Annotated in this window: 20 protein-coding genes; 9 read left to right on the top strand and 11 right to left on the bottom strand. The window is 40.7% G+C overall.

Annotated features, from left to right (window positions below):
• Positions 1-30 precede the first annotated feature (30 nt).
• Positions 31-795 (top strand): fumarylacetoacetate hydrolase family protein, encoded by a 765-nt coding sequence (locus tag BCU68_RS01230; RefSeq protein ID WP_102562957.1) that lies wholly within the window; start codon positions 31-33, stop codon positions 793-795.
• 67 nt (positions 796-862) lie between these two features.
• On the opposite strand, the gene hflX is transcribed toward BCU68_RS01230, so the two are convergent.
• From hflX to BCU68_RS01250, 4 genes are all read right to left on the bottom strand, one after another.
• The gene (gene hflX / locus BCU68_RS01235; protein ID WP_102562958.1) at positions 863-2,194 is read right to left on the bottom strand and encodes a GTPase HflX; all 1,332 of its coding nucleotides are present in this window, start codon (positions 2,192-2,194) and stop codon (positions 863-865) included.
• A 228-nt stretch (positions 2,195-2,422) separates the two neighbouring features.
• A complete protein-coding gene (locus BCU68_RS01240) occupies positions 2,423-3,649 on the bottom strand; it encodes an extracellular solute-binding protein (protein WP_102562959.1) in 1,227 nt (408 codons plus the stop codon).
• 100 nt (positions 3,650-3,749) lie between these two features.
• Positions 3,750-4,601 carry a carbohydrate ABC transporter permease gene (locus BCU68_RS01245; protein WP_102562960.1) on the bottom strand — a complete coding sequence of 284 codons (852 nt, stop codon included), beginning with the start codon at positions 4,599-4,601 and terminating at the stop codon, positions 3,750-3,752.
• The gene (locus tag BCU68_RS01250) at positions 4,601-5,518 is read right to left on the bottom strand and encodes a sugar ABC transporter permease (RefSeq protein ID WP_102562961.1); all 918 of its coding nucleotides are present in this window, start codon (positions 5,516-5,518) and stop codon (positions 4,601-4,603) included. Before BCU68_RS01250 ends, BCU68_RS01245 begins: the two co-directional genes overlap by 1 nt.
• A 345-nt stretch (positions 5,519-5,863) precedes the next feature.
• Between BCU68_RS01250 and ugpC the strand changes: the two genes are divergently transcribed.
• From ugpC to BCU68_RS01290, 8 genes are all read left to right on the top strand, one after another.
• A complete protein-coding gene (gene ugpC / locus BCU68_RS01255) occupies positions 5,864-6,946 on the top strand; it encodes a sn-glycerol-3-phosphate ABC transporter ATP-binding protein UgpC (protein WP_102562962.1) in 1,083 nt (360 codons plus the stop codon).
• Between the two features lie 198 nt (positions 6,947-7,144).
• On the top strand, positions 7,145-8,899 hold the full coding sequence (locus tag BCU68_RS01260; protein ID WP_102562963.1) for an RluA family pseudouridine synthase: 1,755 nt from the start codon (positions 7,145-7,147) through the stop codon (positions 8,897-8,899).
• 131 nt (positions 8,900-9,030) lie between these two features.
• Entirely contained in the window at positions 9,031-9,480 is a 450-nt protein-coding gene (locus BCU68_RS01265; RefSeq protein ID WP_102562964.1) for an META domain-containing protein, read from the top strand.
• Between the two features lie 254 nt (positions 9,481-9,734).
• Complete coding sequence (locus BCU68_RS01270) at positions 9,735-10,883, top strand: ABC transporter substrate-binding protein (protein ID WP_102562965.1); 1,149 nt, start codon at positions 9,735-9,737, stop codon at positions 10,881-10,883.
• On the top strand, positions 10,884-12,596 hold the full coding sequence (locus tag BCU68_RS01275; RefSeq protein WP_102562966.1) for an ABC transporter permease subunit: 1,713 nt from the start codon (positions 10,884-10,886) through the stop codon (positions 12,594-12,596).
• Positions 12,562-13,227 carry an ATP-binding cassette domain-containing protein gene (locus BCU68_RS01280; protein ID WP_102562967.1) on the top strand — a complete coding sequence of 222 codons (666 nt, stop codon included), beginning with the start codon at positions 12,562-12,564 and terminating at the stop codon, positions 13,225-13,227. The genes BCU68_RS01275 and BCU68_RS01280 overlap by 35 nt, the downstream gene beginning before the upstream one ends.
• Before the next feature lies 1 nt (position 13,228).
• Positions 13,229-13,855, top strand: a complete 627-nt coding sequence (locus BCU68_RS01285; protein WP_102562968.1) for a CDP-alcohol phosphatidyltransferase family protein — start codon at positions 13,229-13,231, stop codon at positions 13,853-13,855.
• Between the two features lie 244 nt (positions 13,856-14,099).
• Positions 14,100-15,359, top strand: a complete 1,260-nt coding sequence (locus BCU68_RS01290; protein WP_102562969.1) for a GGDEF domain-containing protein — start codon at positions 14,100-14,102, stop codon at positions 15,357-15,359.
• Positions 15,360-15,374: 15 nt separating this feature from the next.
• On the opposite strand, the gene BCU68_RS01295 is transcribed toward BCU68_RS01290, so the two are convergent.
• From BCU68_RS01295 to BCU68_RS01325, 7 genes are all read right to left on the bottom strand, one after another.
• On the bottom strand, positions 15,375-16,496 hold the full coding sequence (locus BCU68_RS01295) for a YibE/F family protein (protein WP_102562970.1): 1,122 nt from the start codon (positions 16,494-16,496) through the stop codon (positions 15,375-15,377).
• Positions 16,497-16,568: 72 nt separating this feature from the next.
• Entirely contained in the window at positions 16,569-18,791 is a 2,223-nt protein-coding gene (locus tag BCU68_RS01300; RefSeq protein WP_102562971.1) for a 5'-nucleotidase C-terminal domain-containing protein, read from the bottom strand.
• Positions 18,792-19,457: 666 nt separating this feature from the next.
• Positions 19,458-20,099 (bottom strand): OmpA family protein, encoded by a 642-nt coding sequence (locus BCU68_RS01305; protein WP_198591667.1) that lies wholly within the window; start codon positions 20,097-20,099, stop codon positions 19,458-19,460.
• Positions 20,086-20,517 (bottom strand): hypothetical protein, encoded by a 432-nt coding sequence (locus BCU68_RS01310; RefSeq protein WP_102562973.1) that lies wholly within the window; start codon positions 20,515-20,517, stop codon positions 20,086-20,088. Before BCU68_RS01310 ends, BCU68_RS01305 begins: the two co-directional genes overlap by 14 nt.
• Before the next feature lie 2 nt (positions 20,518-20,519).
• Positions 20,520-21,110, bottom strand: a complete 591-nt coding sequence (gene tadF / locus BCU68_RS01315; protein WP_241901252.1) for a tight adherence pilus pseudopilin TadF — start codon at positions 21,108-21,110, stop codon at positions 20,520-20,522.
• Positions 21,103-21,645 carry a TadE family protein gene (locus tag BCU68_RS01320; RefSeq protein ID WP_102562975.1) on the bottom strand — a complete coding sequence of 181 codons (543 nt, stop codon included), beginning with the start codon at positions 21,643-21,645 and terminating at the stop codon, positions 21,103-21,105. Before BCU68_RS01320 ends, tadF begins: the two co-directional genes overlap by 8 nt.
• Complete coding sequence (locus BCU68_RS01325) at positions 21,632-22,441, bottom strand: tetratricopeptide repeat protein (protein ID WP_157935154.1); 810 nt, start codon at positions 22,439-22,441, stop codon at positions 21,632-21,634. The genes BCU68_RS01320 and BCU68_RS01325 overlap by 14 nt, the downstream gene beginning before the upstream one ends.
• Positions 22,442-22,443 lie beyond the last annotated feature (2 nt).

Here is a 22,443-nt window from a genome sequence, read left to right on the forward strand (position 1 = left end):
TCAAAGAATACTACTTAAAGGTGATATGATATGACAAATAAATACTCTCAAGCAGCGACTGAGTTGCTAAGCCGCCGTGTTGCAGGAACTAAAGCTGCTCGTCTAGATGAACAGTACCGTCCAGACACTGTTGAAGATGCACTTCAAATCCAAGCATCAATGATTGATCTTCATACTGACGCAGTTAGCGGTTGGAAATGTTTATTACCTCTTGCTGAAGACAAGTTTGTTGTTGCACCTATCTTCTCAGGTAGCGTACAACAAGGTGATAACTGTGCACTTTTTGCTGATAAAAATGTTGTTCGCATCGAACCAGAAATTGCATTTGTTCTTGGTAAAGATTTACCAGCAAGCACTGAAGGCTACAGCGAAGAGCAAATCAATGACGCGATTGGTTCATGCCACATGGCTCTAGAACTAATGCAATCACGTTTCTCTGATGAAAGTGGTGCTGAGTTCTATGAAAGACTCGCGGATGGTCTAGTTAACCAAGGTCTATTCATCGGTCCTGAAATTGATCGTGAAAAAGCATTTGCTGCTTCACAAATCGATATCACGGTCACTCAAGGTGAGAGTGTTCAAACATTTGCTGGTAAGCACCCTAACACAATGCCTGCAACGCCAATTTACTGGCTAATTAACCACATGACTCGTCGTGGTGTATCATTCAAAACTGGTGAAGCGATCATTACAGGTTCTTACTGTGGCATCGTTGAAACTGGATTTGAAAAGAAAACAACAATTAACTACGCTGGTATCGGCGAGTACACTGTTGAATTTAATGAAAAGAAATAACTACGCTTAATCATTAATCGTAGCTAAACAGCAGGAGATCCCCTCTTCTGCTGCATTGCAATAACAGTTACAGTTTTGACATACGCTTTCTTAAGCGAGCTAAATCAATTTCACTCGAACGCACTGTCAGTTTAATATGGCTGTACTCATACTCTTCCTTAATTACACTCATCGTCGAGCGGATCTCACCAATAATGCCATTGGCTGTGTAAGGAACAATAATCTCATCTTCGATCATTTCATTTTGAGCAACAGAAACAATGTACTCGTGCAACTTAGCAATATCGAGCGGGTTTCGTGTTGAAGTCAACATTGCATCAGGAAACTCTTCCATCAAGGCTTGCTGCTCTTCTAAACTTAATTGGTCTGACTTATTCAAGACCAATAGCTTATTAATATCATCAACACCCACTTCGCCTAATACCTGATGTACAACATCGAGTTGAGAGCGGAACGAAGCATCAGAAGCATCAACAACGTACAAAAGCAGTGAAGCATCGTGCGCTTCAGCCAGTGTCGAGTGAAATGAAGCAACCAGATCGTGAGGTAGCTTTTTAATAAAACCGACCGTATCTGACACTAATATGCGCGGTTGAGTCTCTGGGTACAAAGCACGTACCGTGGTATCAAGCGTCGCAAACAGTTTATTCTCACCCTCGACATTGCTTCCGGTGATCGCACGCATCATCGATGATTTACCAGCATTGGTATAGCCAACTAAAGCCACACAGAAAAGCTCTGAACGCTGCTTACGTCGACCTTTCATCTCATCTTGAACGCTAACCAGTTCACGGCGCAAGTCGGCTAATTGGTCGCGTACTTTACGACGATCCAGCTCTAAAGACGTTTCACCTGCACCCTTACCCATTTGGCGTTCATTATTATCACCTGCTGACTCTCGAAGGCGTGGTACTAAATAGTTTAACCGTGCAATTTCAACTTGTAATCTTGCCGTACGAGTACGAGCATGGCGACTGAATATTTCAATGATAATGCCGGTGCGATCAAAGACTTCAACACCGAGTTGCTCTTCAACATTACGTAATTGAGAAGGGCTTAAATCACAGTCAAAAACCACCACATCAGCACTAGAAAATGGTAAATCTTCTGTCGGCAGTTCCATAAAGCCAGAATCATCGAGCAACTCATCATCGTCTTCAACTAAGCCTCGATTACCCGTAAGGTGTGCAATTTCTGCCAGTTTCCCTGACCCTAAAACATTTAGTTTCTGAGTTGAGTTCTGTCGTTGTGATTGCGTCCCGACCACTTTAAAACCTAACGTCGTCACAAGGCGGGCAAGTTCTTCTACTGACGCTTTTGCTTCCTCGCCTTTAAACTGTGGCGTGGTAATCGAAATCAGTAAAGCGTGATTAAGTGATGGTGATTCTGTTAACTTCATAATGGCTATATTATGCACCGCAGTGCAAACCTAATTTTATCTAGAATGGGGCGATCCTACGCTGTTATAGAGTGTCTTTATAGAGGGAGAGGAAAGTAAATACAGATATTATTTAAGCTTCTTATTTATCAATTAGATAGAAAATGGCTTCCGGTTAAAAATCAGAAGCCATTGGGTAAATTTAGCTATAAAAAATCCAATCTGTTTGCTATCAATATGCTCGTGCTGCTACTTAAACGTACGTTTTCTGGTTTTTTCTAATTGGTCTAGGATCTTATCAATACGATCAGGGTGTACCATGAATTGTTGGAAGCCTTTCATGCCCTCTTTTGCCATTGCAGGATCGGTATCACGGTCATAGAATTGAGCGGTACCCTGCGCGGTATTTAGCATTTCAACTCCGGTATTGAGGAACACATCGTCTTTTACTTTTGCTTTATTATTCGTTGGGATCTGCATCATCATTTCATTGATTAACTGCTGATTCTCCGCTTGAGCAACAAATGCTAAGAACTTACGTGCATCGGCTTTATTTTTTGCTTTTGCTGGAATGTGAATCGTATCCATTGGCGCATCTTCTGCCAACGCTACATTGGCATCAATCACAGGGAATTGGAAAAAGCCCATATCGTCTTTTACATTGTCAGGGAAGTTTGGCGTAATGAAATTCCCCATCAAATACATCGCTGCTTTGCCGTTATAAAGGAAAGGTTGTGCCTCTTGCCATGAATATGAAGCATGACTATCTAAGAAGTAACCCGGTTCAATGAGTTGCGCCCAATTGGCAAAGGTCTTTTTCACTCGATCATCGTTATAAGCGACTTTGCCATCCATAAGATCAATATGGAAATCTAAGCCATTGGTACGCAAATTCATATAGTCGAACCAACCGGCTGCCGTCCAAAGGTATTTAGTACCAATGGTAAAAGGCGTCACTTGATTCGCTTTTAACGTTGCAGAGACATTAAGCAACTCGTCCCACGTCTTAGGCGCTTCTAGATCATACTTGGCAAAAATATCTTTGCGGTAGTAAATACCCCACTGATAGTAAGTGTAAGGAACACCATATTGCTTATCATTTATCGTCATTGCTGGCTTAGCCGACGAAAAGTCGTCATACATCCCTTCCGCTTGCCAAATATCACTGACATCTTCAAATAAACCTCGATCAACAAAGGTTTTCATTCTGTTGCCGGCATACCAGAACACCACATCAGGCGGAGACGTTACTAGCCAGTTACGGATTGTTGTTTTGTACGCCTCATGATCATACAAATTATACTTCACGGTAATATCAGGATTGGCTTGTTCAAAGCGATGAATGATCTCTGCCCATGCCTCTTTCGGTGCAGGATCAGAGGCATCTGAGTTAATCACTAAGGTGCTCGCCCAACTCGCGGTTGATAATGTTGCCCCGAGTATTGCGGTCGCAACAATACTTTTCACATCTTTCATATTGAGGTCCTTGTTTTATGAGCAAATGCCCATGATTCCAATGTTATATTTCTCTCAATGTTGTAGGGTATAAAATTTTGAAACAACCACTGCCAGGCAGTTACCCTTTGGTTGCTCCTAAAGTTAATCCAGCAATAAAGTGTCTTTGCATCGTAAAAAACAGCACAACCGGTGGAATAGCAGCAACCACTGCGCCTGCCGACATCAATTGCCATGACGCTAACCACTGCCCCTGCAGAGAGCTGAGCCCTGCCGTTACTGGTCTCACTTCATCACTCTGCACTAGCACTAATGCCCAAAAGAAATCATTCCAAATAAAGGTAAACACCAGAACAGACAGCGCAGCCAATGCTGGGCGAACCAAAGGCAGAACCACATGCCAGAATATTTTCCATTCAGAGACCCCTTCGACGCGCGCAGCTTCAATCAGCGCATCAGGAATTCCAACAATGAAGTTACGCATGAAGAGAGTACAAAAACCAGATTGGAAAGCGACATGAAAAAAGATAAGTGCCCAATGAGTATCGTACAAACCAAAGCTAATGGTTAGATCTCGCACCGGTATCATTAATATCTGAAATGGAACAAAATTGCCGGCAATGAACATGGCAAAAATCCAGATGTTAGCTCTAAAGTTGTACTTTGCTAGCGCGAAACCTGCCAAGGTTGATAGTGCTACTGCACCCGCAACCGCTGGTAGGGTAATCATCAAACTGTTTATCAAGTATTGCCCCATCGCTGTTGAGGTAAAGACTTGCGTATAGTTTTCAATAAATTGGACTTCTGACGGCATACCCCAATAGTTACCCACATTAATGTCTTCAATGGAGCGAATCGAAGTCATCATTACCGCAATCAACGGCAACAACCATAAAATGATCGCAATCGGTAATGCTATTCGATAACTGATATTAGTGAAGCGTCCTGACTTTTGAATAGGTTGTGGAAACATTACTTTTCACTCCTTAACATACGCCATAGGAAGTATGCGATATAGATATCCATTATAAGGAATAAGACAACGGAAACCGCAGCACCATATCCCATTCTGTAGTTAAAAATTGACTCTTCATACATCTGATAGGCCAATACGGTTGAACTGCCCCACGGTCCACCAGCGGTCATGGTTGCCACTAAATCAAACGATCGTAACGCACCAATAACGGTAACCACGATGGCTATAAATGTCGCAGGTCTTAATTGTGGTAAAACAACATACCAAAGCATGCGCCATTTTTTCGCACCATCCAAACGTGCTGCTTCTAACTGCTCAGGATCAAGGTTATTTAAGCCCGTGAGATACAAAATCATGCAATAAGAAATTTGCGGCCATAAACCTGCAGCAATAATACCGAAGGTGACGTATTTCTCATCAGCGAGAATAGAGATAGGTTCAATACCAAAGTGACCAAGAAAGATATTAAACAGCCCAAATGATGGGTCATAAAACCAGGCAAACACTAAACCGACAACAACTTGGGAAATAACAAACGGGAAGAAAAAGAGCGACTTCACCACCCGAATCCCCCTCACTTGCTGATTCAAAAAAAGTGCAATTGCAAGCCCAGCTGGTGGAGCAAGCATAAAGAATATCAGCCACAATAAGTTATTTTTCAGTGAGGTATAAAAGGCTGCAGAATCAAACAGCTCTTGATAATTACCAAGCCCGACCCAGCGCTTTTCTCCTAGACCATCCCATTGATAAAAACTAAGGGCAATGCTGTCAAATATTGGATAAACAACATAGATAGAAAAAACAATAATGGCTGGAGTAAGAAATAGCCAAGGCGCTATTTTTATCCGACTGCGCTTTTTTTTAGCAGAAGGAAGTCGATTTTCTGGGTATCTCTCTTTTACCAATGACGTCATTAACTTATGCTCCTTGATTCACATTCAATTGTGTTATTACTCTTTTGAAAATCAATAACAAAAAAGAAATAACCAAAATATGAACTCATACAGTAGATAAGTATTTATATTAGAAGTAATACAAAATAAATGCTTAACAAACAAACCATATTGTAAACGTTTTCACATATTTTGTTAAAACTTTGTGTAAATGCATGACGGTGATCAACATTTCACCAATGAGAGATAACAAAATCAAGCACAAACAAGTATGTTTATTATGAATTTGTGTATAGAGATCGATCAAATATGTTGCATCAGCATCTCTATATACCGACTATTTAATGGCTATAGCAAGGAGTTGATATGGCTGAGATCAGCTTAAAACAAGTAATTAAACGCTTTGGCGATATTCAAACTATTCATGGTGTTGATTTAGAAATTGAAAATGGTGAGTTTGTCGTTTTTGTTGGTCCATCTGGTTGTGGTAAATCAACCTTGCTTCGCCTTATTGCGGGTCTTGAGGATATAACGGAAGGCGATATTTATATTAATAATGAGTTAGTTAATGATGTTGACCCTGCAGAGCGTGGCGTAGCGATGGTTTTTCAATCCTATGCTCTATACCCACATATGAGTGTCGAAAAAAACATGGGCTTTGGTCTAAAAATGAATGGCCACCCTCAAGAGTACATTGATAAACAAGTCAGCAATGCCGCAAAAACGCTGCAACTCGACCAATTTTTAACCCGCAAGCCCAAAGAACTCTCTGGAGGTCAACGCCAACGAGTGGCTATTGGCCGAGCAATCGTACGTAACCCGCAAGTTTTCCTATTTGATGAGCCGCTATCAAATCTTGATGCTGAATTGCGTGTTGATATGCGCCTACAGATCGCGAAACTGCATAATGATCTACAAAACACCATGGTTTACGTGACCCATGATCAAGTCGAAGCCATGACACTGGCAGATAAGATCGTGGTATTAAAAGATGGTCATGTTGAGCAGGTAGGTTCGCCACTTGACCTGTATCACAAACCACAAAACGAATTTGTTGCAGGCTTTATTGGTTCACCTAAAATGAATTTTATTCCAGTTACAGTGATCAGTAGCGATAGTACTAACTTAACCTTACAAGCGGATAAAAATACCATTATTACACTCCCGCCAGTAGAGCAAACTCTAACACCTGGCACAGCAATAAAGTTAGGCATTAGACCAGAGCATTTAGAGATCAACCATCAACACCCTATCAAACTGCTATTTACAAGTGAAGTTGTCGAACGTTTAGGAAATAGCACTTATATGTTTGGTCAAACGTGTAATATTGATGGCTTCAAGGTACACCTGCCTGGCGATCAAGAGGTTGAAAAATTTCAGGAAGTGGCGCTCAGTTGTCACACTTCATCTTGCCATTTATTTGATCAACAAGGACTGCGGATTGCGTAACGGCAAACGCTGGGAAAAATAGAATGGGTTCGTCACATCGGACCCATCGTAATATAGGACCCACTTGACGCGGCATATAACAGTGTGCCTTGAAAACTATCAACATATTAACCAACGGCCCTGCTGATAGATTCGTTAGTCACATCGACTATTCATCGCTATACTAGAAGCTATTTTCCTTGCTCTAGGTCGATACTCATGACTGATAATCCTCACCCTTATCTTAGATCGTTTAAAAGTGACATTAGTTGTGTCGATCTGCCTAATTGTTTTCCTTTCCCTTATTACTATACGCCCCATGCATTGAGCGAGCTGGCAATGGAAGCGTTACAAGCGGAGCTTATTAAGCAGCCCTATTGGCAAGAGAAGAACAATAGATCAAGCGATGCTATCGGCGCGATGTTTGGTGTCTTAGTCGTTGAGTTACCCAATGGAAATATTGGCTACCTTTGCTCTTATGCTGGCAGTCCTATTGCTGAAGCGGATGCCGAGCAATTTGTCCCTCCTGTTTATGATATACAGCAAAAACAAGCCTTACTGCGCCAGCATCAGCATGACCTATCTCGCTGTCAGGATGCAATTGAGCACCATCACAACTCACAAGAGTCCTTACAACTACTAGCCACTTATGCCGCCAAGCAACAGCAAGCAGAACAAGACATTGCTGATTTTCAGACACAAATGACTCAAGCCAAAGCGCAACGTAAACAAACTCGCTCTGCCGCTCAACATTCAGCAAATCCAGATGAACTTAACGAAATAATTAAACAACTTGGCATTGCAAGTAGTAAAGAGAAAAGTGCCTTTAAAACCCTCAAGCAATCATGGGCAAGCGAGTTGGCAGCATTAGAGCAGCAGGTTGCCAAAATGGAGACCGTTACCGAAACGCTCACACAAGCTTATCAGCAGCAAGTGACACGCAACCAACAACAACTTACTGACCTTTGCCATTTCAACGCTTACTCGGGTAACAGTAAAACTCTTAGCGATATTCTTGCTGATGACCCCTCTCACGCGCTTATTATCGGCTCTGAAGATGAAAATGCGCCTAAACTACTCAACTATGCTTTCAAGGCTGGACTAAAACCACTAACCATCGGTGAGTTTTGGTGGGGTAATCCACCCGCTAAAGAAGTAAGACAACATAAAAATATCTACCCTGTCTGCCAAAGTCGCTGCTTTGAAATATTGACTCATATGCTCAACGGCTTAGCCATGGATCCAAACCCTTTGATTATTAATCCAGCGCTAGGTAAGTCATTGGAAATAGTCTATGAAGATGAGGTTTTAGTTGTAGTTAATAAACCCGCTGAATTTCTCTCGGTGTCAGGCAAGAGTATCGAGGATTCGGTGCATAGCCGTATCAAAGCACGCTACCCTCATGCGACTGGTCCGCTTATTGTCCATCGATTAGATATGTCGACCTCTGGACTATTAGTGCTCACTCTAAACCCTCAAGCCAATAAACATATACAACAACAGTTTATTCAACGCACTGTTGCTAAACGCTATACTGCATTACTAGAGGGAGCGTTAGATCAAGCTGAAGGGAAAATAAACTTACCATTGGCTGGCGATATCACCGATAGACCTCGCCAATTAGTCTGTTTTGCACAAGGTCGTAGTGCCGAAACACGCTTTGAAGTGGTTAGCCGTCATACTAATCAAGCATTCGATAAAGCATCAAATTCGCAACAGCTAAATTCGCAACAACCAAGTTCACAACAGCCAGCGCCAAGAACAAAAGTACATCTATACCCTAAAACAGGTCGAACACACCAGTTACGTGTGCATTGTGCGCATCATTTAGGTTTAGGGATGCCGATTGTTGGTGATGACTTATATGGCTATAAAGATCAAAGACTCTATCTGCATGCCGGATATTTAGCCTTCCAACACCCAGTCACGGGAGAAACCATGGAGTTTGAGGTGGCGGACAACTTTATGATCTAATGTTAAGAACTAGATCTCCAATAAACCGCTACTTATCATTATATTTATCGCTATATTTATAACCTAGCATTGACAATAATATTCACAATCAGCCTATAATATTAATTACTGATAACTTTGAGAGACTTACTATGATTTTTCGTTCAAAAAAATACCTTCTTGCCCTCTCTTTACCTATGATTTTAGCGGCTTGTGCAAGCAATAATAGCCAACCAGCACAAGTATCAGCGCAAGATTTGCAACACCATAATTGGCAACTGATTCAGGTTGATGAACAAAACGTTGTAATGGATGCGAATAACACACAGGTTTCTCGTTTAGAGATCGGAGAAAAAATGACCGCTAATGGTAATGCAGGTTGTAATAATTTTTTCGGTCAAGCTGAGATAAAAGACGGCAAAATTCGTATAGAGAAAATGGGCATGACAATGAAGATGTGCCCTGATGCTGAAATGGCGGTTGAGAGAGCAGTAACGACCACACTTTCTAACTGGAGTGACATCACTCTCACAAAAGAAACGATGGTATTAAAAAATGAAGCTCACACCTTAACTTACCAATTAAAAGATTGGGTTAAGTAGACTGTTAATTGAAAAAAACACCTATCAAGCGATACTCTACGTATCGCTTTTTTATTGCCTGCCATTGATACTCATACACTAACTGTATTAAATCTAGAAAGTTATTGATTGGAATTGGTATTAAGAATTTATTTCTATCATAATGCATGTAATGAACAATAAACACGGTCTGCTAATGGATAGTGCAAATACCGATAGTCATTATCAGTAATAACAACGAGCTGGTAAAATGCTGCCAATCACAAGGATGTCATATGAAGCGCCTCTCCACATTAATCATGGGCTTTTGCCTATCAGTTCCGACGCTTTCTTTCGCAGATTCCCACTGGGAAAAAATCGAAGCACAAGCTAAAGGGCAAACAGTCTACTTTCATGCTTGGGGTGGTAGCCCTGAAATTAATCGCTATTTGCAATGGGCATCGAAACGCTTATCTGAGCAATATGGTGTAATTTTAAAGCATGTTAAGGTCACAGATATTGCTGAAACGACTACTCGCTTACTGGCAGAAAAATCGGTAGACAAAGATACCAATGGCAGTGTCGATATGGTGTGGATCAATGGTGAAAACTTCAAATCGATGAAGCACAATGAGCTATTATTTGGTCCTTTTACTGAGCAGTTAGCAAACTGGAAGTATGTTGATAAAAGTCTACCGATTGATCGTGACTTTTCTGTACCAACTGAAGGACTTGAAGCACCATGGGGGGTTGGTCAATTAGTTTTTATTAATGATAACCAATCACTTAAAAACCCTCCGCACTCTTTTGCTGAATTGCTCAGCTATGCTCAGGCATACCCAAATAAGATCAGCTACCCTCGCCCACCAGAGTTTCATGGCACCAGCTTCCTAAAAGCATTATTAATTGAATTAACCGATAATAGCCCTGAACTTTCTCAAGCCGTTAATGCTGATAACTTTGCCGAGCTCACTCAACCTCTGTGGCAATATTTAGACAAACTGCATGCCGTTGCTTGGCGACAAGGTAAACAGTTTCCAGCTGGAACGGCACAAACCATACAGATGCTCGATGATGGTCAATTAGACTTAGCGGTCACCTTTAACCCTAACGCTGTTTTTTCTTCTCAAGCAAACGGGACATTGGCACCATCAACACAAAGTTATGCATTTAGCCGCGGAGCGTTATCCAATATCCACTTCCTAGCAATACCTTGGAATAGTGATGCCAAAGCTGGCGCACAGGTTGCGATTAACTTTTTACTCAGCCCAGAAGCACAATCTCGTAAAGGCGATTTATCCATTTGGGGCGATCCCTCTGTGCTGCAAAATCAATACCTAACGGGTAGCGCAAAGAAGACTCGCTTATTTAAATCACTGCCAGAGCCGCACCCAAGTTGGCAACAAGCGCTCGAAGATAAGTGGCAACAACGATATGGTCACTAAATGCTGCGCTTAGGCTACTTACTCGTTATTATTGTTTGTATCACCCCAACGATTCCAGGATTGTTGGGGGTGTTAGCCTCTGCGTTCTCTTATGCTCCCGTCCTTGGATTAAACCAACCATCGGTCGCAGCATTTTGGCAAGTATTCACATGGAGTGGTGTTGAGAAATCAATACTCATCAGCCTCTTTAGTGCATTAGGCTCCACCTATTTAGCCTGTCTGATGACTTTTGCCATATTACAAAGCTGTTGGCACCGTCGACAATGGCGCTGGATAGAGAATAGTTTAGCGCCACTACTTGCCATGCCGCATGTCGCCTTTGCAATTGGCTTTACCTTTTTATTTTCTTCAACAGGCATAATCGCGCGGCTGCTTGCAACTTTTATCGATCATAATCATCCCATTTTTAACCAAGCAGGCGCTGACCTTGTCGTTAATGATCCCTATGCGTTAGGCTTAACCCTTGTCCTTGCAATGAAAGAAGTGCCTTTTTTATTGCTGATGAGCATTCCGATCCTGCAACAATTAAATATCGATAAAACGCGTCAAGTCTGTGCATCTCTTGGCTATAGCACTTCACAAATGTGGTGGAAATGCCTCTTACCTCAATGGTTAAACAAGATTCGCTTCCCACTGTTTGCTGTTATTGCCTATGGCGTTTCTGTGGTTGATTTGAGTTTAATCGTGGGGCCCACTAACCCACCAAGTTTTGCGGTGCTAGTATGGCAATGGTTCAATGAGCCTAACTTATCATTACTGCCTAGAGCTGCAGCAGGCGCAATTATCCTACTTGGTCTGGCAAGTTTATTATTGCTAACCATTGTGCTTATCGAGCTTGCGATTAAGTACTATTTAGGTCGATGGTTCTATGCAGGTCGCAGTGGCGTTAACCTTCCTGGTCGCAGCCTATTTACCATCATCGCGAGCATCATCCTTGCTATCATACCGTTAATGCTGATTTGGAGTATTGCACAGCGTTGGCGCTTTCCTGACGTACTCCCAAGTCAATATAGCGCTAAATTCTGGATCTTTGAGTGGACCAACATATTACCAACAATCAGTGATAGCTTGATTCTTGCACTAATCAGTGGCTTTTGTGCGTTACTATTAGCGATGATCAGCCATGAGTATCGCTTACGTTATCAGTTAAAATTACCCGTCTATATTATTGCATTGCCGATATTAGTTCCGCAGTTATCCATTCTATTTGGCTTGCAAGCGATGACATTTTATCTCTCCAGCGAGCATTATATTTTCTGGGTTTATTGGGCACATATCTTTTTTGCCTTCCCCTTTGTCTATTTAACTCTTGAAGGGCCGTGGCAGAGCTTCAATGATAACTATATCAAGGCAGCATTAAGTTTAGGTAAATCTCCATTGCAGGCTTTTTTAACGATCAAAGCACCATTACTACTGCCAGCCATTTTCTATGCGTGGGCAATTGGCATCAGTGTCAGTTTAGCTCAGTACCTACCCACCTTGATGTTAGGTGCTGGACGCATTGCCACTATCACAACTGAAGCCGTGGCTTTATCCAGTGGATTTGACCGCAGGATCACCGCGATCTATGCATTGTGGCAAGCCTTTTTACCCGTTTTCTTCTTTGCTCTGGCACTCTGTTTAAGCCGCTGGCAACGTCGAATACCCTGTCAATCAAACACGAAGAATACGAGGCAGCATGAGCTTTTATCTCAACAATCTCACCATCACTAAGCGCGATGGAATGCCTTTATTTTCTAATTTAGACATTGAGGTCAAACCTGGGTCCATACTCACTATTATGGGTCCGAGTGGCTGTGGAAAATCTACCCTACTTAATTATATTGCCGGTCACCTATCTAGTGCATTTTCATATACTGGACAACTGCATTTAGACCATATTGATATCACAACACATTCGCCTCATACCCGAGGTATCGGTATTTTATTTCAAGACGATCTATTATTTCCTCATATGACTATTTGGCAAAACCTTGCATTTGCTCTGCCTGATGAGATAAAAGGTAAAGATAGGCAATATCACGCTATCAACGCATTAGAAAATATTGCACTACAACACCTTGCTGGTTCATTCCCAGATCAAATTTCAGGTGGGCAAAGAGCAAGAGTGAGTTTAATCCGAATGTTACTCGCCAAGCCTAAATTAGCCCTGTTAGATGAACCTTTTAGTAAGCTCGATCAAAAGTTAAGATCGAAGTTTAGGTTGTGGGTTTTCCAACAATTACAGCTAGCGAATATTCCAACCATCATTGTCACACACGACAGCAGTGACATTCCTCCTCATGGTCAAATTTTAACTTGGCCTTGGGAGTCTATTCATCTGCCAACACCTGTAGAGTCATAGTATGTTAGACCGATTTAGTATCAAAATTATCAAATGGCCACTTAAACAAGCCGCAAGTTTACTTCATAAGAGTGGCGTCACCGCGAATCAAGTCACAGTGGTGGGATTTCTTATTGGCTGCCTTGTTTTACCTGCATTATGGGCTAAGCAATATGAACTGGGCTTAGCCATCATCCTCATCAATCGGATCTGTGATGGCTTAGATGGCGCTTTAGCTCGTATACAAGGGATCACAGATGCTGGAGGATTTTTAGATATTAGCCTAGATTTTCTTTTTTACTCTCTTGTTCCATTTAGTTTCATTCTTGCTAATCCTGAACAAAATGCCATTGCTGGTGCACTACTTATCTTTTCATTTATTGGCACAGGTACCAGCTTTTTGGCCTTTGCAATCATGGCGGGCAAACAAGGTATAGAAAACCCAGTTTACAAGCATAAGTCGCTCTATTATATGTCTGGGTTAACGGAGGGTACGGAAACTATTTTCTGTTTTATTCTGCTGTGCTTGCTCCCTCAACACTTTGATTTTATTGCTTTTTCATTTGCTGCTTTATGCTGGATCACAACATTTATGAGAATTTATTTTGGCTTTCAAACATTGCAATCAAGCACCACAAAAGCTTCTTAACTCGATCTAAATTTAGCCATTTAAAAAACAATATTATCAATATAAGTAAGAGTACTGCCTTTAGCCTTAATTAACGCGATGTTGCTTCAGAAATCAATGTAAGTAATGTAAACCAATGGGGTTAGTTTTGTGATCAAGTGCTAACTTACGCGCCAATAGGCAACTAATGGCTTATAATTATGTGCTTGTTATAATAGAGTAATATATAATCAATTCGGGTTAGGAGGATATCTCGAGATTGGTCATGTCTAAAAGAAAAACAACAAAAAAGCTATCTAACTATATTATTGGCTTATATATTATTTATTCAGTTATTCCTGCCTCTATTTTACTTTCAATCTTGTTTTTATCGAAAGAGCACCTAGGTATCAATGATGGCAAAGTTGAACTCACCTCGTGGCAGGAACTTATCATATCTTCATTGCCAGAAATCATTCTTATTGCCCTTATTCTACTCTTAATGGCTATGCTATTTAGCCGTAAAATTCTGCAAATTGTATCCACACCCTTCTATGAAGCTAAGCGCTATGGTTACTTGATTTGTGAAGGTAAATTAAACACACAATCGCCTTCCTATCGTTTCGATGAATTTTCACAACTTTTTTCATCGATTGATCAACTGCGTGATCACTTAATATCGAGCTTGGATACTATTCAAAAAAATGAGTTAATCTATCAAAAAACCTATGATTTAACTCAAGTCTGCCTATTTGTTATCGATACCAAGAACAAAAAACTAATCCGTGCTAATAATGAGTTCGAATCTGCTTTTGGTGACTTACATATCGTCAATAACCAGCAAAATAGAACCAAGCGTGAAGCGTTTATTGTTAAAGCGATGCAGGGAGAGTTCAGCCATGGCGGTCGTTTTATGATTCGATTAACAAATGGTTGGCGCTACTTCAAAGTGAATACTGCCATCGTCAATGAATATCAATTAGAATGCTCAGCGCTTGATATTACGAAACTGATTAATGCTCATAAGGATACTGAAAAGCAGATGGTCACTGACCCATTAACGGGGATCAATAACCGTCTTGCTTTTAACAAGCACATCGCACAAATAAAAGGTGGCAATAAATCCACCCCTACTATTTTTATGCTCGACCTAAATAAATTCAAACCAATCAATGATAAGTATGGTCATTCTGCTGGTGATTACTTATTACAAACCGTGGCGAAGCGTATCACCAATACGGTTAAAGGTAAGGGTGTGGCATATCGCTTAGGGGGGGATGAATTTATTATCATTACGCATAAACATTATAATAAAAATGAAACCACTCAACTCATTAGCGATCTACAACGTAAAATCAATAACGATATCGTTTTCAATGGTATTCACTTGAAAGTCGGCGCTAGTATTGGCTTTTGTCATTACGATAAAAAGAAGCATAAGGATATTGAAGAGACGATTCATTATGCCGATGTTTCAATGTACAGCGCTAAACGTCATCGTAATAGCGCTGTTGTTGAGCCAGCAACCTTGAATCCTGAATCCTGAATCCTAGAATTGATACTACTTTTGCTCTCTGTTGTATATCCAGTGGCAAAGTGCAACAGTAATAGGAATGGTTAGCGTCAAACCAATGCTGCCAGCAAGTCCGTGAATAATAGATAGTGCAATAGCTGGAATATTAATAAATTGTATATGCGGCATCTGGAAGCCCCAAATCATCATAATCGTTGTTAGCGAACTACCCACAAAGGCTAAAATTAGCGTATTGGTCATGGTGCCTAAAATATCTCGCCCAATTCTCATTGTTGCTATAAATCGCTGTTTTTTCGATTGGTTAGGGTTTGCTTCAAGTAATTCTTGATAAGATGAAACCATTGAAATAGCTACATCCATCACAGCACCTAATGCTGAAATCATAATGGCAACAAATAGTAGCCAGCGCACTTGCACTTGATTGCTCCCACCTAAAAATAAAATGTCCTCACCCTTATCAAGGTACAGACCATTTAAGTTTGCCATTTCACCAAACAGTTGCGCACAAAAGCCTGCAACGACTAAGCCTGATAGTGTGCCTAGCATTGAGATTAGAGACTTTTTATTCCAGCCTGCGATAAGTAAAAAGCTAACGACAACCTTGAGCGTAATAAGGCCTATCGCTAATATAACTGGGTGCCAACCTGCAAATAGTCCAGGGACTAAAACACCAATAATCAACGCACCGGTAAAATAGAGAGAGACCAGTGAGTTAACGCCTTGCCAACCACCTAAAGCAACCACTAATGCAATCAACACAAATAACATGGAATAGATTGCTGGTGCTCGGTCATGGTTAAATGCCCAATAAAGTAACTCATCTCCACGCTCACGAATCAAAAGAATAAAGTCATCCCCTTCTGATAAATGTACATTGTGCAGACGACTAATACTGTTTTCGACTTGTACTTGATTCCCTTCATGCTGCCCTTCATTGATAACGACTTGAACGGTCTGATTCCCCGTATAAATAGAAGGTACACGTGGATCACGCTGGACGTGACTTGCTGTTACTTCACTCACTGTTGCTGCTACAAATGCTTGGCTATGCACTGTCGATGGACGAAATTCTTGTGACCATTGCATTGAAAAATATAAAATTAAGCTAGAGAGTAAAAATATAGATAAAGGGAAAATCGAACGTTTCATGGTAACTTCTACTAAAAAAGCGGGAGTAGTAGGCTCCCGCTTGGGTTTTATTTAAATGATAAAGCTATAAATCTATTTAGCTTGAGCTGCGTGGGTACAACCTTCGTATGGATTTTCTTTATCAGTATTGATGAAGTAAGAGCTGTCATTCTTGTAGTTAACGGCTTCAACAAGTGAGTTATCACGATTATCATCACGAACTACACAAATTTCTTTATTTTGCAGTTTCTTCCACAGTGCGCTACCTTCTTCAGTTTCACGAGCCTTAAGAATATCGCCTTTAGTTGCTTCATCCCATGTGCCGTCAAGGTTCATCTTACCGAACTGTTTGATGTACCAGTTTTGATTAACAAACTGCTCAGCATCAAGTGTTCCAGCTTCATTTACGTACGCTGTCAACATGTCACGGATAGCATAAACAGGTTCATCTGCAGAGATCCAAAGCATGTCATCTTCAGTAATCCAGCCTTTGCTAATTAATGTTGAAGAGTAGCGATAATCATTGACTGCAACAGTGTATTGAGCTGCAGGGTCAAAAGCAGTACCTGCGATTTCACTGATCGTAATACGCTCGCCTTCATCTTTTGAGATATCAACGACGTATTGGATCGTGCCATCAAAATGGTCGTAGTTGTAAGCACGTACATCAGTATTGAAAGAAACAATAAGGTCGCCGTCTTGCCATTGGTTTAGGTAACCGTAAGACCATTCCATGTACTCTTTTAGTGCTGAACCTTTCATTGAAACAGCCACTAACTGGTTGTCATACATGTAAAGGTTTGAGCTATCCATGTTACGGTACTCTTGACCGTCAATCAGGTTAGACTCATCACTAAATAACGCTGCTGCAGATACATCAACGCTTAAGTTCAGTGGGTTGTTATCAGCGTCAACGGCTTTTTCTTCAATGTTCTTAATTTGAATTTGGTTAATCAAATCAACTAAAGGCATATCGGCAACTTTTGCCATATGAATAGTGGTATACAGACGTGCACCTTCACTATTTTCAACCGTGCCTTCACCAGTCGCTTCATCACCACCAACACCTAGTGCATCGTAACCTGGGAAGACAAAGTTTCCATCAACGATACCAACGGTTGTTTCTGCATGCTCAATTGACTGATCATGGATATGTTGGAATTGTTGCTGAATTGCAGGATCTTCATCAATACCATTCACAGTGCGGTTTGCCAGTGTGGTATCAACGATTTGCCATTGACCTTGTGCATCTTTTTCAAGTTCAATTTCAGCTTTAGCCAATGCCCAACCCCAGTTACCTGGTTCAATCACTTTCACAGAATTGTGGCGAGTTTCACTGTTGTGTACGATAGATAGCTCTTTATCTTCTAGTTCATTACTGCCACCTTCTGAGATGTCAGTCATGTCTTGGCTGTGATCGTTATTAGCAAATACTTGCTCGATATGCTTTGAGTGCTCGTGACCATTAAAGATAACATCAAAACGATCCGCCAGTTCAACGGCTATTTTATGAACGCCTGTTCCGCCATCTTTACGACCGTAGTGAAGTGCACCAATAACAACATCTGGGCTGTATTTTTCAATCGCTTCATCAACAGCAGCACGTACTGATTCAAGCTCTTCTTTAAAGCCAAGGTTACGGAAGTTTTCTGGCGAAGATGACTGCCAGTTAGTTACCCAAGAAGGTGTCAGACCAACAACAGCAACTTTTGCACCATTGATTTCAAAGATTTGGTAACCTTTTAGGAAATCAACTTCTTCACCACTTGTGTCACATTCTGTAGAGTTTTTATCCCAAACGATGTTTGAAGAAACAGCAGAACCATTAAAGCCTGCTAAGTTACGATCTAAGAAAGAACGTTCGAAATCAAACTCGTGGTTACCTGGAACCCATACATCAAAATCCATTGCATTCAATGTTTCAACAACAGGGTGTACAGGAAGGTCATTAAACAACTCAGCAGAGTTACCTTGAACGGTATCGCCTAAGTCAATTAGCACCATATCAGGATTTTGCGCACGCTCTTCTTGCATCAACGTTGAGATCTTAGTGAAACCAGCGTTAGCATCTGCACGGTTAGTCGCGTAGTCATGGGCAAAAATACGACCATGCATATCACCTGTAGCAGCAATAGTTATAGTTTGCTGCGTCAGTTCATCACCATTACCGCCTTTAACAATAATCTCTGGGCTATTATTAAATGTTTGACATTCTTCAATAACAATATCGTTATTATCATCCGATGAGCTATTACAGCCGACTAATGCTAGTGCAATACTTGTCGTAAGTAGTGCTTTAGTAGTTGTTAATTTCATTATCCCTTCCAAAGTAACCAAAATAGAATTTACTGTTTTTACATGTCGATAAAAACTGGAAAGAATATTATTCGGGAAATATTTCATACATATTTCACTTTATTAGTGATGAGCCCCCTAAAAAGTTGATATATACAAAAAAAACATACAGAAAGATGCTTTTTTATACAATTCAATACAAATTAGCCCTCTAATGTGAGGTATGTCACAGCAATAACTTTCATGACATTGCAAATTTCAATCCATTTCGTGACGTGAGTCACATTATGAAATTGATAATACCAAGCCATCACTCCAACTGGAAATATTAATTAGATTGCTATTTAGACAAATTAAATAAAAGTGACACGAAAGAGAAATATAAGTGAAATAAATATCAATAAGGAATGTAACAATAAAAATAGCAGTAAGCAGAGGGGATGAATAATTTATTGCCTAGCTAACATAATAAATAGTCGCTTATGATTAAAATAAGATCGTTGGTTAGTTAGTTAGTTAGTTAGTTAGTTAGTTAGTTAGTTAGTTAGTTAGTTAGTTAGTTAGTTAGTTAGTTAGTTAGTTGCAGGTTAAACACTTACCAATAAAAAGCCCTTTAAATTTTACGAAATAAAGGGCTCGTTAGCTAAACCTAAACACGAACAAGGTATATTTATCGTGATAGAAGCGTTATTTAATTTCTACTCGACGGTTTTGTGCTCGACCTTCAGCTGTACTATTACTCGCTATCGGCTGCGTTTTACCACGAGAGACTGAATCAACAAGTCCAGGATCGACACCCAAACGAGTCAAGTGCTGCTCTACCGCTTGCGAACGCTTTAAGCCCAATGAAAAGTTATAGTCATGACTACCTACTTCATCGGTATGCCCTTCGAGAACGATATCTTGCGTATTCATCTTAATAAGACGGATAACGTTATCGAGTACATAACGAGACTGATCAGTGAGCGTTGCTTTATTGAAGTCGAAGTACACACGAGCAATAACACCATCATCATTAACGGGCTTAAATAGACCATTGGTTAATAAAAACTCCGAACAGTCTTCATTAACACCCGTACTGATAATTTGTTTATTAATAAAGTCTAACGTTGGCTCATATTCACCCGCTTGCTCTATTTGATAAAAAGGCCCTTCGTTTAAAAAGACACGCGTGCCCTTACCAACCGTGATGTGCTTTTCAAACTCAACATTCTTGCCGCCACAGTAGTAACTTAGTGCTTGATTATCAACTGAACTTGCTTGTACGCCGGATGCCATACATAGACTAACTGCGACTGCTATGGCCTTCCATGGTTTATTTTTCATCATTATTCTCCTGATACTCGACGACTAGCGCATTGAGTAGCTTCAATCCGTAAAAATCTAATCGATAATGTTGTACAACTTTGCCGCGAAATACTTCGACAACTTCGGGGATCTCTCTTGGCATAAAATCACCAACGTATGTACCATCTTTATCATGCACATAAGTGATTTCGCCACGAAAGTCCTTCGCTTTTTCAGCAATATCGATTAAATATACTCTGTTCTCTAACTGCTGAGCTTGTAATAAAATATTGTTTAAATGGTTAATAGTGACTTGTTGATTATCAATATCACTGTTAATAAAAATATAGGTTTTTCCATCTCTTGCCATCTCGCTATCAGTGCCTGCTGCTGCATAACCAGAAAAAAGATAAAGCAAGACAACGGGCAATAAGAGTTTAATTCGAGCTTTTATATTCATAATTAACGCCCAATCATAAAAGAAGAAGAACTCACAGTACTAAACTGCGTTCCCAGTAAGTCGCCAATCCAGTTATCCGTTTCATAGCATAGCGTCACACGATATAAAGGCACCTTACGATCCCAAGAAGAGAGTATCGCTAAACTTTCTAAGTCCTCAAGTGAATCAGACACACTGCAGTGATTACCCCCACGTTCAAGACTTTGATAATATGGAGAAGCATAAGTACTGTTATCGTCTGGATCATAAAATGCCAGTGACTCAATGAGTAAGCCATAATTACTATTTTCAAACGTAGGCATGGTTCGCTGAAGTGACTGTTTTGATATCTTATTTAGTACCTTACCATCTGCGGTAAAATCAGGATCACTCGAGTAAAACTGAGTGCGCTCTTTTAAAATATTGACCAATGAATAGGATAAACGATCCAATTTACCCTTGACCGATAGTTTAATAATCACATCGCCACTAAAGGCAATCAGAAGGCTAAAGAAAACCCCAATAATGGCAAATTCTATGCTAAACGTGCCTTTTTGCTTACCTCGTGGCTTAGGACTTAAACGAGATCTAGAGCTTAAATGTGACCTAGAGATTAAATGCTTCACGCTCATACTCCTGTATCACTATCACTTCACGACTAAACACCGAGGTCGTATCGATAAAGTAGGTAAACATAAAGTTAAAATCGTAATCAATACGATAGATAGCAATAGCCATATTAGGTTGTGCATCACACTCAACCTCTGTTGCTTCCTCTCCGTCATCATCTTCGATAACACAAAAATCCTCGAACTTGTTTAACGCATCTTGATCGGCCAAATGCTGAACGGTTAAACGAAAATTACTGGTATCAACTAACCCTGCCCATAAAGCGTCACTACTATTAATCACTTCACGAAATTTAGCTAAATATTGCGGATTATCCTCGTCACCAGCGGTTTTCGATTCACGGGCCGCTTCAGCCACAGCAAGATCACCGACGGCAGACACATACGACATATAACTCATCTCAACCCACGCCATACACATCAACCAAAAACCCATAAAACCTAACACGAACTCTATAGTCGCCACGCCTTTTGACTTAGATTTAGCTTTATTTTTACTATTCCGTTTAAAGCGTTTCATGGGATTCACCATTATTCACATTAACCGCCTGGTCGAGTGGCGATTCCTCACTCAAAGGCACTAAAGTCGCGGTCGGTGGATCAATCGCTAGGCTTGCTTCTTGCGTGGTAATACTCTTTAGACCTCGCAGCGCTGCGTAGCGTTCTGAAATTTCATGATTACTAAACTTCTGTATCAACAGCGATTTTACGTAGTCATAGTTACCCAGCTTTGCCATCGCCAGCGTCAAGTTGGCTTCCACTTGCTTATCGGCTTGACCATTGAGATAGACAGGTAATAAGCGTTGGACACCTTGTTTATAATCACCTTCGATAATATCCAATACGGCTAAATTATTTTTTATCTTCACGTCATCATAAAAATGCGTACGCGCTAAATTAAAATAAGTTCTCGCTTGTGGGTACTTGCCATTACCGGCGTAAATCACTCCGAGAAAGTTTTCGATTTCAGCATTTTTCGGATCAAGTTCATAGGCTCTCTTTGCCGTGACTTCAGCGCGGGTAAAGTCTTCCAGTTCATATTGGCTATGGGCTTGAATCAACAAAGCCTCAACCGGTGGCTTTTGACCAAAGGTTGCGGGGGAGATAACAAACAACGCCGATTCAGGATCGCCCGATTGCAGGTAAGAGTTCGCCAGTTTGATACGCATCTCAACAGAATCCTTTACTTTCAGCTCTTCTTTATAAAGTAAAATAAGCTTACTGTGGTTCTGGGTCTGAGCTAACATACTCTCTTGGCTATCAAAAGAGTTCAGACTGGACTTTGGTGCGGCGCAACCAGATAAAATGCCCAACATAA

The sequence above is a fragment of the Vibrio sp. 10N.286.49.B3 genome (assembly GCF_002873395.1).
Taxonomy (GTDB): domain Bacteria; phylum Pseudomonadota; class Gammaproteobacteria; order Enterobacterales; family Vibrionaceae; genus Vibrio.

Excerpts from the sequence above, each read along its gene's own strand:
- BCU68_RS01270 (WP_102562965.1), top strand. The coding sequence starts at position 9,735 with ATGAAGCGCCTCTCCACATTAATCATGGGCTTTTGCCTATCAGTTCCG.
- BCU68_RS01325 (WP_157935154.1), bottom strand. The coding sequence starts at position 22,441 with ATGTTGGGCATTTTATCTGGTTGCGCCGCACCAAAGTCCAGTCTGAAC.
- BCU68_RS01320 (WP_102562975.1), bottom strand. The coding sequence starts at position 21,645 with ATGAAACGCTTTAAACGGAATAGTAAAAATAAAGCTAAATCTAAGTCA.
- BCU68_RS01310 (WP_102562973.1), bottom strand. The coding sequence starts at position 20,517 with ATGAATATAAAAGCTCGAATTAAACTCTTATTGCCCGTTGTCTTGCTT.
- BCU68_RS01240 (WP_102562959.1), bottom strand. The coding sequence starts at position 3,649 with ATGAAAGATGTGAAAAGTATTGTTGCGACCGCAATACTCGGGGCAACA.
- ugpC (WP_102562962.1), top strand. The coding sequence starts at position 5,864 with ATGGCTGAGATCAGCTTAAAACAAGTAATTAAACGCTTTGGCGATATT.
- BCU68_RS01265 (WP_102562964.1), top strand. The coding sequence starts at position 9,031 with ATGATTTTTCGTTCAAAAAAATACCTTCTTGCCCTCTCTTTACCTATG.
- BCU68_RS01305 (WP_198591667.1), bottom strand. The coding sequence starts at position 20,099 with ATGATGAAAAATAAACCATGGAAGGCCATAGCAGTCGCAGTTAGTCTA.
- BCU68_RS01290 (WP_102562969.1), top strand. The coding sequence starts at position 14,100 with ATGTCTAAAAGAAAAACAACAAAAAAGCTATCTAACTATATTATTGGC.
- BCU68_RS01300 (WP_102562971.1), bottom strand. The coding sequence starts at position 18,791 with ATGAAATTAACAACTACTAAAGCACTACTTACGACAAGTATTGCACTA.
- BCU68_RS01250 (WP_102562961.1), bottom strand. The coding sequence starts at position 5,518 with ATGACGTCATTGGTAAAAGAGAGATACCCAGAAAATCGACTTCCTTCT.
- BCU68_RS01245 (WP_102562960.1), bottom strand. The coding sequence starts at position 4,601 with ATGTTTCCACAACCTATTCAAAAGTCAGGACGCTTCACTAATATCAGT.
- BCU68_RS01260 (WP_102562963.1), top strand. The coding sequence starts at position 7,145 with ATGACTGATAATCCTCACCCTTATCTTAGATCGTTTAAAAGTGACATT.
- hflX (WP_102562958.1), bottom strand. The coding sequence starts at position 2,194 with ATGAAGTTAACAGAATCACCATCACTTAATCACGCTTTACTGATTTCG.
- BCU68_RS01230 (WP_102562957.1), top strand. The coding sequence starts at position 31 with ATGACAAATAAATACTCTCAAGCAGCGACTGAGTTGCTAAGCCGCCGT.
- BCU68_RS01280 (WP_102562967.1), top strand. The coding sequence starts at position 12,562 with ATGAGCTTTTATCTCAACAATCTCACCATCACTAAGCGCGATGGAATG.
- BCU68_RS01285 (WP_102562968.1), top strand. The coding sequence starts at position 13,229 with ATGTTAGACCGATTTAGTATCAAAATTATCAAATGGCCACTTAAACAA.
- BCU68_RS01275 (WP_102562966.1), top strand. The coding sequence starts at position 10,884 with ATGCTGCGCTTAGGCTACTTACTCGTTATTATTGTTTGTATCACCCCA.
- BCU68_RS01295 (WP_102562970.1), bottom strand. The coding sequence starts at position 16,496 with ATGAAACGTTCGATTTTCCCTTTATCTATATTTTTACTCTCTAGCTTA.